At 44.8% G+C, this 16,183-nt stretch carries 11 protein-coding genes and 8 tRNA genes; 5 read left to right on the forward strand and 14 right to left on the reverse strand.

The window, feature by feature from the left end; genetic code table 11:
* Positions 1–11 precede the first annotated feature (11 nt).
* Together F897_RS14525 and F897_RS14530 are read left to right on the forward strand one after the other, a co-directional pair.
* Complete coding sequence (locus tag F897_RS14525; protein WP_005236985.1) at positions 12–2,651, forward strand: PepSY domain-containing protein; 2,640 nt, start codon at positions 12–14, stop codon at positions 2,649–2,651.
* A gap of 97 nt (positions 2,652–2,748) precedes the next feature.
* A complete protein-coding gene (locus F897_RS14530) occupies positions 2,749–3,543 on the forward strand; it encodes an ElyC/SanA/YdcF family protein (RefSeq protein WP_034581226.1) in 795 nt (264 codons plus the stop codon).
* A 17-nt stretch (positions 3,544–3,560) separates the two neighbouring features.
* Here the strand turns inward: F897_RS14530 and F897_RS14535 are convergent, their stop codons facing one another.
* The 11 genes from F897_RS14535 to F897_RS14585 all read right to left on the reverse strand — a co-directional run bounded on the left by F897_RS14535 (position 3,561) and on the right by F897_RS14585 (position 6,418).
* Positions 3,561–4,022 carry a DUF2750 domain-containing protein gene (locus F897_RS14535; protein WP_005236987.1) on the reverse strand — a complete coding sequence of 154 codons (462 nt, stop codon included), beginning with the start codon at positions 4,020–4,022 and terminating at the stop codon, positions 3,561–3,563.
* Positions 4,023–4,092: 70 nt separating this feature from the next.
* Positions 4,093–4,168 (reverse strand) — tRNA-Val (locus F897_RS14540).
* A 101-nt stretch (positions 4,169–4,269) separates the two neighbouring features.
* Positions 4,270–4,346, reverse strand: a tRNA-Asp gene (locus F897_RS14545).
* 23 nt (positions 4,347–4,369) lie between these two features.
* Positions 4,370–4,445: transfer RNA gene (locus F897_RS14550), tRNA-Val, on the reverse strand.
* Between the two features lie 30 nt (positions 4,446–4,475).
* Positions 4,476–4,552, reverse strand: a tRNA-Asp gene (locus F897_RS14555).
* A 13-nt stretch (positions 4,553–4,565) separates the two neighbouring features.
* Positions 4,566–4,641 (reverse strand) — tRNA-Val (locus F897_RS14560).
* 21 nt (positions 4,642–4,662) lie between these two features.
* Positions 4,663–4,739 (reverse strand) — tRNA-Asp (locus tag F897_RS14565).
* A 49-nt stretch (positions 4,740–4,788) separates the two neighbouring features.
* Positions 4,789–4,865: transfer RNA gene (locus F897_RS14570), tRNA-Asp, on the reverse strand.
* Between the two features lie 30 nt (positions 4,866–4,895).
* A tRNA-Val gene (locus F897_RS14575) sits at positions 4,896–4,971 on the reverse strand.
* A gap of 500 nt (positions 4,972–5,471) precedes the next feature.
* Positions 5,472–5,984 carry a cell wall-recycling L,D-carboxypeptidase ElsL gene (elsL, locus tag F897_RS14580; RefSeq protein ID WP_005236988.1) on the reverse strand — a complete coding sequence of 171 codons (513 nt, stop codon included), beginning with the start codon at positions 5,982–5,984 and terminating at the stop codon, positions 5,472–5,474.
* Positions 5,981–6,418 (reverse strand): YbaN family protein, encoded by a 438-nt coding sequence (locus F897_RS14585; RefSeq protein ID WP_005236989.1) that lies wholly within the window; start codon positions 6,416–6,418, stop codon positions 5,981–5,983. The genes elsL and F897_RS14585 overlap by 4 nt, the downstream gene beginning before the upstream one ends.
* 88 nt (positions 6,419–6,506) lie before the next feature.
* Here F897_RS14585 and F897_RS14590 point away from each other — a divergent pair, with 88 nt between their 5' ends.
* The 3 genes from F897_RS14590 (at position 6,507) to dapE (ending at position 8,906) form a co-directional block, all read left to right on the forward strand.
* The gene (locus F897_RS14590) at positions 6,507–7,382 is read left to right on the forward strand and encodes a DUF1853 family protein (protein WP_005236990.1); all 876 of its coding nucleotides are present in this window, start codon (positions 6,507–6,509) and stop codon (positions 7,380–7,382) included.
* 114 nt (positions 7,383–7,496) lie between these two features.
* Positions 7,497–7,646 carry an entericidin A/B family lipoprotein gene (locus F897_RS14595; protein WP_004784975.1) on the forward strand — a complete coding sequence of 50 codons (150 nt, stop codon included), beginning with the start codon at positions 7,497–7,499 and terminating at the stop codon, positions 7,644–7,646.
* Between the two features lie 123 nt (positions 7,647–7,769).
* On the forward strand, positions 7,770–8,906 hold the full coding sequence (gene dapE, locus F897_RS14600; RefSeq protein WP_005236993.1) for a succinyl-diaminopimelate desuccinylase: 1,137 nt from the start codon (positions 7,770–7,772) through the stop codon (positions 8,904–8,906).
* A gap of 58 nt (positions 8,907–8,964) precedes the next feature.
* On the opposite strand, the gene F897_RS14605 is transcribed toward dapE, so the two are convergent.
* The 3 genes from F897_RS14605 to F897_RS14615 form a co-directional block, all read right to left on the reverse strand.
* Positions 8,965–9,423 (reverse strand): hypothetical protein, encoded by a 459-nt coding sequence (locus tag F897_RS14605; RefSeq protein WP_005236995.1) that lies wholly within the window; start codon positions 9,421–9,423, stop codon positions 8,965–8,967.
* Positions 9,424–13,941 (reverse strand): hybrid sensor histidine kinase/response regulator, encoded by a 4,518-nt coding sequence (locus tag F897_RS14610; RefSeq protein WP_005236997.1) that lies wholly within the window; start codon positions 13,939–13,941, stop codon positions 9,424–9,426.
* Between the two features lie 168 nt (positions 13,942–14,109).
* On the reverse strand, positions 14,110–16,179 hold the full coding sequence (locus F897_RS14615) for a methyl-accepting chemotaxis protein (protein WP_005236998.1): 2,070 nt from the start codon (positions 16,177–16,179) through the stop codon (positions 14,110–14,112).
* Positions 16,180–16,183 lie beyond the last annotated feature (4 nt).

The following is a 16,183-nucleotide window of genomic DNA, read 5'->3' on the forward strand; positions in this document are numbered from 1 at the left end:
ATCTGACCATCATGTTTAAAAAGACATTTTTCCAAATCCACTGGTTTCTGGGGATTACTGCAGGTTTGATTCTCTCGATTATGGGAGTCACGGGTGCTATTTATTCTTATGAGCCGCAAATCTTAAAATGGATGAATAGCGACAGCTATACTGTACAGGTTCAAGAGCAAGACAAGCTTAGCCCTACCCAACTGTATCAACATTTCCAGACTCAAAACCCTGAAATGAAAATCAACAGTATTACCGTGGCACAGGATCCAAGTGCATCCAGTACGGTCAATATTGTAAAAGAGGGAGCACGTCGTGGTTATAACATGATGGTCAACCCCTACACGGCTGAAGTATTGCCTGAAATTAAAGGTCGTGAATTCTTCCAGTTTGTACAGCAACTACATCGTAATTTGACTGTAGGACCCGTCGGTAAACAGATTACCGGTGCCTGTACCCTGATGCTGATCTTTTTCGTCTTGTCTGGCTTGTATTTACGCTGGCCAAAACGTCATTCGATCAAGCAGTGGCTGTCAGTGAAGCCGCAACTGAAAGGCCGTAATTTTATCTGGGATCTGCACGCAGTAGTGGGTACCTGGGTGGTGATTTTCTACCTGATTCTGGCGTGTACCGGTCTTACCTGGTCTTATGGCTGGTGGCGTGATGGCATGTATAAAGTTCTGGGCGTAGAACGTCCGCAACCAGAAATGCAGGCCAATGGCGGTCGCGGCGAAGGTGGTGAGCGTGGACCTCGCGGTGAAGGTGAAATACGTGCCGAAGGTCGTCCAGATGGCGAGCGTGGCCCTCGTGGTGGACGCGGACAACGTGGTGAAGGCCGTGAAGAAGCTGGTATGAGTCCAGAAAGTATTTCACGTGCACTGGATCAAAGCTGGACTGGCTTCAGTACTCAATTTGCAGGCAAATATTCGACTGTGACATTTAACCTGCCGAAAAAACCGGATGGTGAAATGCAATTGAGTTTTGTTGACCCTGTGGCACAGCATGAACGTGCCCGTAATAATGCTACTTATAACTATCAGGATGCAGCTTTTACATCGGTAGAAATGTATGAAGACAAAAAGCTGAATGAAAAGATCATGAGCAGTATGCTACCGGTACACCGTGGGAGCTTCTTTGGTCCGATTTATCAGTTCTTTGCCATGGTCGCATCACTGCTCATGCCACTTTTCTTTATAACCGGCTGGATGCTCTATCTGAAACGTCGCAAGCAGAAAAAACTTACTCTGGCTGCACGCCAAGGCACAACTGCCCTGCCTTTGGATCCAAATGCTAAGCCTTGGCTGATTACGTATGCCTCACAAACAGGTGTCTCTGAACAACTGGCATGGCGCACGGCCACTGCCTTACAGGAAGCACGTCAACCTGTCAGCGTTAAAGCAGTACAACAGTTAAGCCTTGCAGACCTGCAACAAGCAGAACAGGTTTTATTTGTAGCCAGTACTTATGGCACAGGTGAAGCGCCTGACCTGGCTTCATCTTTCGAAAAGAAAATTCTGTCTGCCAAAGCAGATCTCAGCCATCTCAATTATGCAGTTTTGGCTCTAGGCTCCCAGGAATATCCTGATACCTATTGCAGCTTTGGTCATCGGATCGACCAGTGGTTACAGCAGAATGGTGCCAAGCAGCTCTTCAACATCATCGAAGTGGATAATGCCAATAATGAGCATATCCAGCAATGGACCAATGCCCTTGCACATGTGACCCAGTTTGAGTTGCAGGATATGGGTATCGATAAAACCTTCGATCAATGGACTTTGAGCAAACGTGAATTGCTGAATCCAGATAGTCTGGGTGCGCCTGCGTTCAATATTGAACTGGTCCCACAGCATGAAGCTGTCTGGCAGGCAGGTGATATTGCCGAAATCCAACCAGGAAACAGCCCTGAACGTATCCGTGCATTTATGGAGAAATACCGTATTGCCGCGGGTACACAGGTGCCTTCTCTGAAGCAAAGTATCGAACAGGCACTTTGGAATCGTGATTTGACTCAGGTTGATCCTTTTGATTCAGTAGATGAGCTGTTACAGCAATTACCAACTCTGGCTACACGTGAATATTCAATCGCCAGTATTCCAAGTCAGCAAGTGCTACGTCTGGTCGTGCGTCAGCAATCCGATGCGCAAGGTCAGTTAGGTTTAGGCTCAGGCTGGTTAACACAGCATACTGCCCTAAATTCACCGATTGCCCTGCGTATTCGCAAGAATGAATCTTTCCATCTGATTGCTGATAACCGCCCGATTATCTGTATTGGTAATGGTACGGGGATCGCAGGTTTGATGAGCTTGCTGAGTGTGCGTAACCGTCAGGACTATACTCAGAACTGGCTCATTTTTGGTGAACGTCAGCGTGCCCATGATTTCTTCTTTGAAGAAATCATTCAGGCCTGGCTGCAAATGGGTACATTAAAACGACTGGATCTTGCTTTCTCTCGTGACCAGCAGGAAAAAGTTTATGTGCATCATAAATTGCGTGAGCAAGCTGAAGAATTGAAACTCTGGGTCGCTCAAGGTGCCGTGATTTATGTATGTGGTAGCATTAATGGCATGGCCAGCGATGTCGATCAGGCTCTGATTGAAATTCTCGGTGAAAGCACAGTAGATCAATTACGTCTGGATGGTCGTTATCGTCGTGATGTATATTAAAACTAGCTGATCTACAAAAGACCGGGCTTCATGCCCGGTTGTTTATTAATAAGATAGAAGAAAAGATAAAAAGATAAATAAAAATATGAGTATTCGAATATCCAGCCCACTTAAACGAAATCTCAGCCTGATCTTTGGTTTGATCCTTGGCATAAACAGCCTCTGGTTAATGAGTCAGGGACAAAGACATTTCGGTGTTCTTTTGCCAATTTTCATTAGCATAGCATTGGTTCTGTATGTTTTACTCTTTTCAAACATTCAACGCTGGAAACAGCATTCCAGATTTAGAACCTGGTTCTGGAACAGCCTCTGGGCCGGATTTTTGCTCTGGATGATCAGTGTCGTGGTTTTCTTCGCTTATATCCAGATGTCTATTCATACAAACGAATCTACACAGCCTCCTGCCGCTATTCTGGTTTTAGGCAGCGGGATTTCGAATGGACAGCCGTCACCCATCTTAAAAAGCCGTCTGGATACTGCAGCAAAATATGCAGCACACTATCCAGATGCTTTAATGATCATGACAGGTGGGCGTAATTATCGAGAAAGGCAAAGTGAAGCTGAGGTCATGCAGCACTATATCAACACCACCTATCCGGAACTCATCAACCCTATCCAACTTGAAGATCGAAGCAGAAGTACTGCTCAAAACCTGATGTATTCTCAAATGATATTGGAACAATACAATATAAGTCAAAATGATCCGATTGCGATTGCAACCAGTGATTTTCATAGTCCCCGTGCACGTGCCATTGCCAGATACCAAGGTTATCAGCAAGTGATTAGTTTGAGTGCCAACACTCCTCTTTATCTGCGCTATAACTCCTGGTTAAGAGAATATTTTGCCTTTTTGAGTGGTTGGCTGCTCAATGAATATTCACTATTTAAATAAGTGACTTAAACACTAAGTTAATTTAAACGGATATGCCTTGGCGAAGGGATCGCTGGATTTTTGAATAGTTCAGGTTTCTGTACATAGACCTGATACAGGTAATTTTTAAGATCCAGCAAAAGTTTTTCAGGCGCAACCAGTATATTCTGCCCTTCTGGTGTTAGATCCAGTGACACGATAGTACTTTCCTGACGTAAGAAAGGAATGACCTTTTCAACAAAATCTTTGAGGGTAATTTCCTGAATCTGGTAATTGGCCCAGTTATCTTTAATGAGTAGTCTGGCCAGACCTTTGCTTTGCCAGGTCGCGAAAGCACGCTGTCCTGTCGGCGTGGCACACAAAGCCCAACCCTCTTGGTAAAGTGCAAAAATGCCACCTTGGGTAACAATAGCTTCAATAAAATTTTTATAAACTTGTAGCGGATCGTAGGCGGTATTTTGCGATTTGATCGCTGCCTTGCGCTGATATGGATTTCTCATAGTCTGAAATCTTCAAATTATTATAGACTTCGAATTCTATGAAATATTCAGGATTTAGGCAAGAAAGATATGGTGGGCGCTGACGGGATCGAACCGCCGACATTCTGCTTGTAAGGCAGACGCTCTACCAACTGAGCTAAGCGCCCTGAAGAGTAAAAAATAACATCGTTATTTTTTATGATGCAAGACAAGCGAAGCGCGTAGTCTTGAATTTTGATTCACATTTTTCACATCAGGGAATGAAAAATGGCGCAGCGGACGGGACTCGAACCCGCGACCCCCGGCGTGACAGGCCGGTATTCTAACCAACTGAACTACCGCTGCATCGCGTATATCTTTAGAAGATATGGTGGGCGCTGACGGGATCGAACCGCCGACATTCTGCTTGTAAGGCAGACGCTCTACCAACTGAGCTAAGCGCCCTTAAAGGGTCAAACTGTTTGATTCTTAGGATGGCGCAGCGGACGGGACTCGAACCCGCGACCCCCGGCGTGACAGGCCGGTATTCTAACCAACTGAACTACCGCTGCATCACAAAAAATCTGGTGGGCGCTGACGGGATCGAACCGCCGACATTCTGCTTGTAAGGCAGACGCTCTACCAACTGAGCTAAGCGCCCTCAAAAGGTCTATCATGTAAATGGCGCAGCGGACGGGACTCGAACCCGCGACCCCCGGCGTGACAGGCCGGTATTCTAACCAACTGAACTACCGCTGCACTTACACAATGTCGCTATTGTGGCAAACGATTCATCAAGAACTTAAAGTGGCGCAGCGGACGGGACTCGAACCCGCGACCCCCGGCGTGACAGGCCGGTATTCTAACCAACTGAACTACCGCTGCACTATAAGTGTCTCAACTTTGAAAGAAGCTTGGTGGGCGCTGACGGGATCGAACCGCCGACATTCTGCTTGTAAGGCAGACGCTCTACCAACTGAGCTAAGCGCCCTTTCAAATCGACTTCATCGCTTGATGAGGTGCATTATAGAGAATCTTCACAGACTGTCAAACGCTTTTCTGACTGTTTTCTGCTTTTTCGGTGTGAGTGATTAAAAAATAGGTTGATTGTTAAAAAAAACAACACTTTTTGTTTATTTTTTAAGTCTCTACCGATTTTTTAAGAATACTCTCTAAAACTAAAAGCCGGATTTTTACGGTTTTACTTAGGAAAATTGAGATCAGAACATGCAACAGACTTCAGTATTGCTGAAAGATTATACAAAGCCTAACTCATCGCAACGTTGTGATCCTGTAATCTTTATTTTAAAAGCTTGCAGCCCTCTAAAAACAAATCGATGACTTTTATTGGCGGGCTATAAATCATGTTTCTAAGTCTATTTGTCTGTAAAAGTAGAGTGAGTAGAAGATCTATGCCCTCTTTACTTTTACATCTATAAATGAAAGATATTTCAATTAATTTTAAATCAACCATAAATCTTCTTAGGTCATTTAAACAGTCAGATTCAGAGGCTGTTCTGAAATATAGACCAGCGCATCTTCGCTCACCAGTTCAAACAGCTCGGCCACATCCGTATTCCGCATGCGGATACAACCATGGGACATTGGAATACCCATCGGCTCAGAATCAGGCGTACCATGAATATAGATATAACGTTGGTAAGTATCACAACCTTCGCCCTGGTTGAAGCCTTCTTCAAGCCCACTTAGCCATAAGATCCGGCTAAGAATCCAGTCTCGCTGCGGGAACTGCTGTGCCAGTTCTGCATTATAAATTTCACCAGTTGCTTGACGGGCAATAAACACACTGTTTAATGGTGCTTGCTGGCCAAACTTTTCAGCGACTCTATGCCAGCCACGAGGTGTCTTGCCACTATTTTCTGCTTCACCAATACCATTCTTACCCGTAGAAATCAGGTACCGCTTATCATATTTTGGCAAATATAGTTTTTGTTGGGCGAGATTAATCAGGATTTCTGCCTGATCCAGCTGCAAATGGCTCATGACTTCTCTTTCTCTGTCTTGATGATTTCTAGCTCTACTTTCTTTGTGGCCATGTGTTCTGGATGGATTATGTCTTGAACCGGTTCAGGCCGACGCCATAACCAGATCGCCACAATCAGCATGGTCACATCAGTAAAGATTTTGACTGCCAACGGTGCTGTCGTAAACAACATGATAATACCACTGATGAACATCATGATACTGGCCAGCCATTTGGCCTTGCGCGGCACAGTGCCGTTGGCACGCCAGGCTCTTAAAGTCGGACCATATTTTGGATGATTCAATAGCCATGCATCCATTTGCGGCCAGCCTTTGGATGCCGCCCAAGCCGCCAGAATTAAAAATACTGTTGTTGGCATGCCGGGCAAGATTGCGCCGATAAAACCCAGTACGACAAACAGCACGACCAGGCTTCGCCAAAACAATATTTTCATAAATCGGTCCTACCCACAAAATTAGGGGTAGTATAAAGTGTTTTTAAAATCTGTCCGTTGTATTTGTGCACTTTTCACAGGATGTGCTATGCCCTTTTCCAGTCTAAATCACAATCTTGTAGAAGCATGGCAATATTATCAGCATCCTTTGGTGCGGCAACTGGCCTTTACTGTTGGCAGTCCAAACCTTCTGTCTCAAATTCCAGCCGAACTTGAAGTCGTCCATGCTTTCGAATTACATGATTCTGAGACTTGGCAACATCACCTGCAAAATTATCATCCACGTCTGAAATATTTAGACCAGCATCCAGAAGAGCTGGAGCAATTCGTGCAGCAGCTTAAAAGCACCCGGTTGGGTCTACGTTTTGAAATGCTGGTCTGGTTCTGGCTGCTAGATGATGCTTATCACCCTTATAAGCTTTTAGGTCATAGTATTCAAAAAATTGATGGCGCTAAAACACTGGGTGAACTGGATTTTCTGTTACTCAATACAGAGACTGGTCTGATCGAACATTGGGAAGTGGCGCTAAAATACTATCTCGCAGAAGCCGATTTTAGCCTGCCAAACTGGTATGGCCTGAACCGTACCGATACTTTGATCCGTAAAATGAAGCATTTTACCCAGAAACAGTTTCAGTTTGATGAGGCTCTGGATGAGCAGATTGAGCAGCGTTTCTGCATGTTAAAAGGCCAGCTTTATCTTCCAGTGCATCGTGCAGATCAGACATTGCCTGGCTGGGTCAATACCCAACGTCGCATAGGCTTATGGGGCCAGCAGATTCCCGACCCAGCGGCTAATTTCTATCGTTTGCAGCGTCATGAGTGGATTTATCCTAATGCTCAGATCAGTAGTTCAAGTCCCTATTGGTGGACAAATGGACTTTATAAAAAGGCTGATCAAGAGGATTTTTATATGTATCGCAGCCCGCTTCTACTACCCTTTCCTGCGCATAAACCCTTTTAAAACATTACATTTATTAACCGAAGCACTATGAAAACCACATATTTTTTATGTCGTATATTTTCTAATCTTAGTCCACATCATAATAATTTTATTATCGATAATACGGAGATGATGATGAAAAAAATTCTTGCTGCTTCATTGGTAATGGCTTTTGTTTTAACTGGCTGTAACACTGTCAAAGGTGTGGGTAAAGACGTTTCTAAAGCAGGCGAAGCTGTAACAGGCACTGCAGAAAAAACTTCTGAAGAAATCCGTCAAAACTAAACTCTTTCTAGCTTCTCCACAAACCCTATCTCAGATAGGGTTTTTTTATGCAGAACATTCACATTACAGGCCATATTCGCCTATCATAGAGCCGACAAATTTATCGACTTATGAATTCACCATATGACATCTTCCGCGACTCTTGATTTAAGCCTGCAATTATTACGTCAGCCTTCTGTGACCCCTATTGATCATGACTGCCAGAATATCATGGCAGAACGTTTGAAGAAGGTGGGTTTCAATATTGAATCAATGCGTTTTGAAGATGTTGATAATATTTGGGCGCGTAAAGGTACTGAAGGCCCTGTTTTCTGTTTTGCTGGCCATACCGATGTTGTGCCAACCGGCAACCTGGATGCTTGGAACTCTGACCCATTTGCGCCAGAAATTCGTAATGGCAAGCTTTATGGCCGTGGTAGCGCCGACATGAAAACGGCTTTGGCTGCGATGGTCGTAGCTACTGAACGTTTTGTCGAAAAATATCCGAATCATAAAGGTTCGATTGCCTATTTGATCACTTCAGATGAAGAAGGTCCATCGATCAATGGTACGGTAAAAGTGATTGAAACCCTGGAAGCGCGTAATGAGAAAATTACCTGGTGTCTGGTAGGTGAACCTTCGAGCACCAATAAACTGGGTGATATTGTTAAAAATGGCCGTCGTGGTTCATTGAATGCCAATCTGACTATGAAAGGCAAACAAGGTCATGTGGCTTATCCACACTTAGCAGTGAATCCAATTCATACAGCATCTAAAGCCATTGCGGAACTGTGCGAAACAGTCTGGGATAATGGCAATGAATACTTCCCTGCGACGTCTTTCCAGATCTCAAATATCAATGCCGGTACCGGTGCAACCAACGTTGTTCCGGGCACCATGAATCTGCTGTGCAACTGGCGTTATTCAACTGAAGTGACTGCTGAAGAACTAAAAGCACGTATGCTGGAAATTCTGGACCGTCATGGTGTGGATTATGAGATTTCATGGACTTTATCTGGACTGCCATTCCTGACACCAGTAGGTGAGCTGGTGAATGCCGCTAAAGATGCCATTTTAACGGTGACTGGTACTGAAACTGAATTATCAACTTCAGGCGGCACCTCAGATGGTCGCTTTATTGCGCCTACCGGTGCACAGGTGCTGGAACTCGGTGTACTGAATGCCACGATCCATCAGATTAATGAGCATGTCGATATTGCAGATCTTGAACCACTGGCTGAAATTTATGAGCAGATTCTGGTGAACCTGTTAGCCAATTAATCACCAGATGAAAAAAAAGGAACTCTTATGAGTTCCTTTTTTTATACATTCAAAAGAATTATAGACCAATTGAAGACTGGATATGGCCCATTTGCGGGATGTGAAATAACTGATCCCCCATACGCACATACTGGAATACTGCTGGGTCAGTCACTTGCTGATCGGCATCAACCACTTCAGAAATACGCAGACGAATGGTTTTCGGCATTTCATTGCACATGAGGGCAAAACGCTGATGCACCTCATCCCCTTCAATCACCAGCGCCACACCACTTTTACGTGCAGGATCATTAACTGCATAAACCGGTAATTGCGCATCATGCCATTCAACCACTTTAACCTGGGTATCACTATCCAGCGCAGACAGGACAATATTTTGTGGTAACAGCATTGGATCTTTGCCGTGACAGTCAATGATATAAGCATCAATAAATCCGGTAGATACCGTAATTAAATGCTGAAGTTCCTGCTGGCTAATCTGATCAGCCATTTTGGCATTAGTCGTATTCTGACTCATTTATGACCCCTGTTTTTCAGCAATTAACTGTTGAATGTTCGCCAGTAATTCAGCTTCCTGGAACGGTTTACCCATGTAGTGGGTTACGCCCAGACTGAAGGCACGTTCACGGTGTTTCTCACCGGTACGCGAAGTGATCATGATGATTGGCAGGTCACGATGAATATCGTGGTGACGAACCAAGTTCGTAACCTCGAAACCGTCCATACGCGGCATTTCAATATCCAGCAACATCAGATCCGGACGGACATTTTCAAGCTGCTCAATCGCATCGACACCATCTTTGGCGGTGACAATATCATAGCCCTGACGCTCAAGCAGACGCGAGGTCACCTTACGAACAGTCACCGAGTCATCCACGATCATCACCAGACGGCGAGCACTGCCAGAACGTGAACCATCACGCTGATCCTGCATGTGTTTCACACGCTGTGTACCATGGATCTGACGGGCAATATTCTGACCATCTAGAATCAGACAGACCTGACCATTACCAAGAATCGTCGCACCGGTCACTACACCAATATTGGCGAACTGGTGGCCGATTGGTTTTACCACGATCTGTGCACGTGAACCTACTAACTGATCCACAAGCAAGGCAATGGTTTGACCACTATTCCCCTTGATTAACAATACTGGCAGTGAATGTGCCACATTATTCAAACGTGGAATTGGCTGATTCGATACGAACTCAGACAGGTAACGCAATTTGTAATTGACGCCATCAATCTTGAAGAAATCGTCTTTACTGTTGAAGTAAGTTTCCAGAGTAGATGGTGCAATACGTACAATACGGTCGATTTGCGCCAGAGAAACGGCATATTGCTGATCGCTCACTTTTACCATCAAGGCATCACTGACTGCTACAGTCGTCGGTACGCGAATGGTGAAGGTTGTACCTTTGCCTACTTCAGAGCTGACAGATACGTGACCGCCCAGCGACTTGATCTCGCTTTGTACTACATCCAGTCCGACACCGCGACCTGAAATCTGGGTTACAGATTTAGCGGTACTGAAGCCGGGATGGAAAATGAATTGCAATAACTCTTCCGAATCCAGGGTCTGATCTTCTTTGATCAGGCCTTGGCTCAGTGCTTTCTCACGAATCTTCTCAGCATCGATACCTTTACCATCATCACTAAATGAGACGATAACATCTGTACCTTGACGGCTGATATTCAACAGGATTGAACCGACTTCTGGTTTGTTCAAGGCAATACGGTCTGCTGTATCTTCCAGGCCATGGTCAATCGCATTACGCAGCATATGTTCGAATGGCGTTACCAGACGCTCCAGAATATTACGGTCTAATTCACCTTCACTATTCTGAACAATCAGTTCGGCCGGACGGTTCAAGGTCGTAGACGTCTGACGTACGATACGTTGTAAACGTGGCAACATCCGGTCAAACGGTACCAGACGGGTACGCATCAGGCTTTCCTGAATCTCGGCCTGAATCCGTGATTGTTGTAATAACAAACCTTCAGTTTCACGAATCTTGTCAGATAGAGTGCTCTTGAAGTCAACCAAGTCCGAAGCAGATTCCGCAAGCGACTTGGACAACTGGTTCAGTGACGAATATTGGTCCATTTCCAGCGGGTCAAAGTCTGCATAACGCGAGTTGTCTGAACCGTGTTTGGCAATAATTTGAGATTCCAGCTCGCCTTCCATTCGGCGCAACTGATCCGCCAGACGCTTGATTGCCAGTTCCATCTCGTTCAGGGTATTGCCAAGTTGGCCTAAGTCCATCTCGATACGCGAACGGTTAATCGCATTCTCACCTGACAGGTCAATCATCTTCTCAACCAGATCAGCAGAGATACGGATCATCTCGTGGCTGGTATCGGTATTACCGGTATCGACCCACTCACCCATCATACGTGGTGGCTCAGTACCATCACCTTCGACAAACTCGAAGCTATTTTCAGTGACCAGCGTTTCTGTTTTAGCCAGACGTTCCGGCAGCTGCGCAGTAACATCCACATAAGCAATCTTTTTCAGACTGCTTTGGATCTGTTCAAAATTGCTATAGTCACGCTGGAAGATAGCTTGTCTTAACCAGGCCAGTGTTTTTTGCAGCAAGCCATCATAAGCATTCGAGTTAAAGTGATATACCGCAAACTGTTCGAATGTGGTTTCCAGTTCATACGCAATGCTGGCCACCTGTTCGTTTTCAATCATGCGCGCACCACCCTTGATACTGTGGGCAGCACGTTGTAATTGAAGCAATAAGCTACGGTCACTACGTTGATCAAACCATTGGTTCAGCAGTTTTTCGGTATTGTCGAGAATCTCTTCTGATTCTTCCAGGAAGGTTTCTTCAACAATCGACTTCAGTTCATCTTCTTCAGAACGTTCTTCTGCTACAACCTCAACGAGCTCAGTCAAAGTTTCTGTTTCAGTAAGCTCAACTTGTTTATCTTCTAAGTTTAGAGCTGGCTCTAAATCTAAATTTGTGTCTTTTGATGCAATCTCTTCCGATGCTTCATCCGCTGTTTGTTCGGAATCAGCAGTAGCTTCTGCATATTCAAATTCGACAACAGGAATCGATGTTTCTACTGAAGCTACAACAGCTTTACCAGCCACCAATGCCTGAATATTTTGCAGAATCGAAATTGCTTCAACCGCTGGATAATCGATACCTTCATCACGGATCGACTGGATACGGTCAGAAACGTTATCTTGCACCAGACGAATGATTTGAATCAAAGCAGGCGTTACTGCAATCTGCTGACGGATGATTCGCTCATAAATACTTTCCAGTTCGTGCGAGATCGAACCGATATGAGAAGCGGTAATCATGTTTGCACCACCTTTTAAGGTGTGCAAATGACGCATCAGATTGTTAAGTGAAGTCGTATCATCCTGCTTTTTACTCCAGGTATTCAGATCTTCATCAATACCTACCAGTAATTCATCCGCTTCTTCCAGGAAGATATTCAGTAGATCCTCATCGAAATCACGCTGAGTTTCTGCGCTGTCGATGTACTGGCGGTCAGAGGCAATACGCTGACTTAAAGCAGCAAAGTCAATGCTGGCTGTGGTTGCAGCTTCAGGAATAGAAATTTCTTCTGATACTTGCTCAGCAGGGACATTGTCTTCGGCAAAGATTTCCAGATCCTGCTGTACGAATGCAGCAAGTTCACTCAAGGTTTTTTGTGTATCATCATTTAAAATGACACGCTGGCCTGCTGCCAGGGTATCGAATAAATGAATGAATTCCTGATGTGCCTGGGCAAACAGCTCATAGGCATAATCGCTGTTCAGCAGTACCGGTTTTTCTAGTAAGGCATCATAGGCAGATTTTAAATCTGTCGTAAACTCATGAATACCCAGTGCGGCACGGTTATCTGTATGTGCAAGCAGCTCGGCAGCCTGCTCGCTTAAAGCCTGAATATATTCTGGATAATCGACTTTAGCGCGTTTATCGAATTCAAACTCGGCATCCAGTAACAGGTCAATCTCCAGTTCAACCAGCTTGGTCACCAGACCTTGGGTTTCAACTGTTTCCGTTTCAGTGGCTGCGAAGCCATAATCATTCCAGACACGCTCAAAAGTCGCATACACTGCTGCCAGTTTGCTGCTATCACCCTGACGTAATAAATGCAGATAGTCGCTGACAAATTCAGCATACTGAATTAATACAGCAGTTTCTTTTGAAGTGGAGGCAATTTCATCCTGAAGCAGTGTTTTAAACAGATGTTCTACTTTAGAGCTGGCCTCGAAGATTTCTTCGATCTGTGCCATGGACGAACTGCCGCGCAAAGTATGAATAGCACGAATCAATGCATTATAATCCTGCACTTTTTCATTTTCGCTACGCAAGAACTTGGCAATTGTTTCGAGATGCTCTTCGGCTTCCTCGATAAAGATTGCTACGGTTTCTTCTACATCACTGCGTGCAGCATCTTCAGTTTCGGCTTTTTCAAGCTCAAATTCTGTTGTGCTTATTTCTATTGCTGCAATTATATCTTGATCTTCAGCCGAATCACCTAGCTCAAGACCTGTGATCTGGCCCTCGGCAGTCAGACTGTCTGCCAGTTGCAAGAGTTCTTCTAAAGCCGGCTCAGGTGTCATTTGTTGTTGTAATTGCTGACCTAAAAGCACGACTGGACGCAGGTCAACATCGAGTTCCTGCACCTGTTTGAATTTTGGATATAAAGTAAACTGGTAAATATTCAGTACAGCTTTGGCATACTGTTGAATCGTAGGCGTTAACTGGATTGAACCTGAAAGTACCCGGTTTAAGGTATCTTCCACTGCCCAAGCAATTTCACCCGCAGATTTAGCCCCCACCATACGGCCTGAACCTTTCAGGGTATGAAAATGGCGGCGAATGGTTTTCAGGTTTTCCTGATGAGCCGGATCACTCAACCATTCTGGAAATAAAGCATTTAACTCAACGAAAATCTCTTCGATTTCCTCGACAAAAATTTCAAGAATTTCTGCATCTTGATCAAGATAACTGTCTTCAGGAAGCGTTGTCGTTTCAACTAAATTTTTTAATATTTCTTTCATAGCTAATGCTTCTTACGTTGTGCCGCCAAGAAGGGCGCTCAAACTTAATTGTGACCGTCACGCGAGACCTAACCTTATGTAGTCAAGTCCATCTTGTCGAGGCTTTATCTGTATTTCTGAATGTGCCTCAACCTAGGTTAAGGCACACTCCCCTCATACTTTCTGACTTTATTCTGGTAGTTTAAAGTCAGATACAGATTCACGTAATGCATCGGCCATGTTCGCCAATTCAGATACCGAACGTGCTGTATCGAAGGTTGCACTCGTAGTTTGTGAAGTAATTTCCTGTACGACATTCATCGTGGTCGCAATATGACCCGCAGATGCAGACTGAAGTTTCGCAGCATCGGAAATGTTCGCAATCAGTTTTGCCAGGTTATTCGATACCGTTTGAATCTCATCCAGTGCCACACCAGCGTCTTTAGACAGGTTCGCACCACGTACAACTTCGGCTGTGGTTTGTTCCATTGAAATTACGGCTTCGTTGGTATCCGTTTGAATGGTTTTTACCAAGCCTTCAATCTGTTTGGTTGCAGAGGCAGAACGTTCCGCAAGACGCTGGACCTCATCCGCTACCACGGCGAAACCACGACCAGCTTCACCCGCCATCGACGCCTGAATCGCTGCGTTCAATGCCAAGATGTTGGTTTGGTCGGCAATATCGTTAATCAGGGCTACGATGTTACCAATTTCTTGTGAAGATTCACCCAGACGTTTAATACGTTTAGAGGTTTCCTGAATCTGTTCACGAATCGTATCCATACCTTCAATAGAACGGTGTACAACGTCTGCACCATTTGCAGCAATTTGTACTGAACGTTCCGCAACGACTGCAGATTCTTCCGCGTTGGCAGATACCTGGTCAATGGACATTGCCATTTCGTTAATCGCAGCAGATGCACCCGCAATCTCTTGTGCCTGGTGTTCAGATGCTTCAGCTAACTGGTTGGTAATGCTTTGAGTTGTCGCTGTATATTGCGCAACTTCCTGAGAAGTTTCGGTAATACGAGATACCAAGTCACGCAACTGGTCGATCGCGAAGTTAATCGAGTCGGCGATCGCACCGGTAAAGTCTTCCGATACTGTTGCATATGAACGTAAGTCACCATCCGCAAGGTCGGCAATTTCGTCTAGTAAACGTAAAATCGCATTCTGGTTACGGTCATATTCTTCTTGAAGACGGGTTACACGCTGTTTATCCGATGCACCACGTAGGGTTAACAGGCGGAATACACACAGTAAGAAGCCGATCAATAACAGAATTAACAGTACCGCTGGAACGATTGTTTTCAGACCAGAGTTACCAGACAGTTTGTTTAGGTTATCGAGCAGGGCATCCGATTGCGAGAAAATTGACGCAGATGCCTGACGTACTTTTACGATTTGCGCAGAGTTTTTCAGAATTGTCGCAGATGCTGATTGAAGTACATCATCATATTCCGCTTTGATGCCTTCCAGAGACTCACGCAGGTTTGGATCAGTAATACGTTGTACACCCAGTTCAGCAGAACCGTTTAACTGTGCATTTAAGTATGAACCGAAAGTTTCGGTATCGGCACTGAAGTCGTCCGCTGATTCACGTGAACCGTCGTTACCAGTCAATACCAAGCTGATCGAACGTAAAATACGCTCCGCAATGAATACCTGGTTTTTCGCAATGACCACCTGGTTAGACGGCATGTCTTGACGCGCCATCTGGTCGACCATCAAGTTATATTCAGCCTGAATCCCCGGGATGGCTTCACCAATTGCGATGTTGGTGTCATATAACTGATTAATGATTTTTTGTTGCGATGCAATCAGGTCAATACTAGAAGACACTTCTGTCCACTGTTTATCTACTGCTTGCAGTGCCTCATTATTGGAATGAATATTTTTTACAATCTCAAGGTTTTCCGCAAAAGCTTTTTGAGAATCTGTCAGTTTTTTCATCGCTTCAGGTGTACCAGAAGCCGTTGCTTCAGTCGCCTGCCGAGAAATGGTTTGTGAAAGCAGACGTAAATCACCCAGACTTTGTGTCAGCTGGTTAGCACGTGGCACACTGTAGAAAAGATACAATAAAGTGATGGTTGCCGCTAACAGACAGCCGGCTGCGCCATAAATAAACGGTTTAGACTTTTCACTATCACCAAATACACGTGACAACTGGTCTGTTTGTGATTGAATCTTGGATAAAAAAGTATTGCCACTTTTGCGGCTACCTTCACCTGTATTTTTCTTTTTAAGTTTAAAGCCCATGCAG

Source organism: Acinetobacter variabilis (assembly GCF_000369625.1).
Lineage (GTDB): Bacteria > Pseudomonadota > Gammaproteobacteria > Pseudomonadales > Moraxellaceae > Acinetobacter > Acinetobacter variabilis.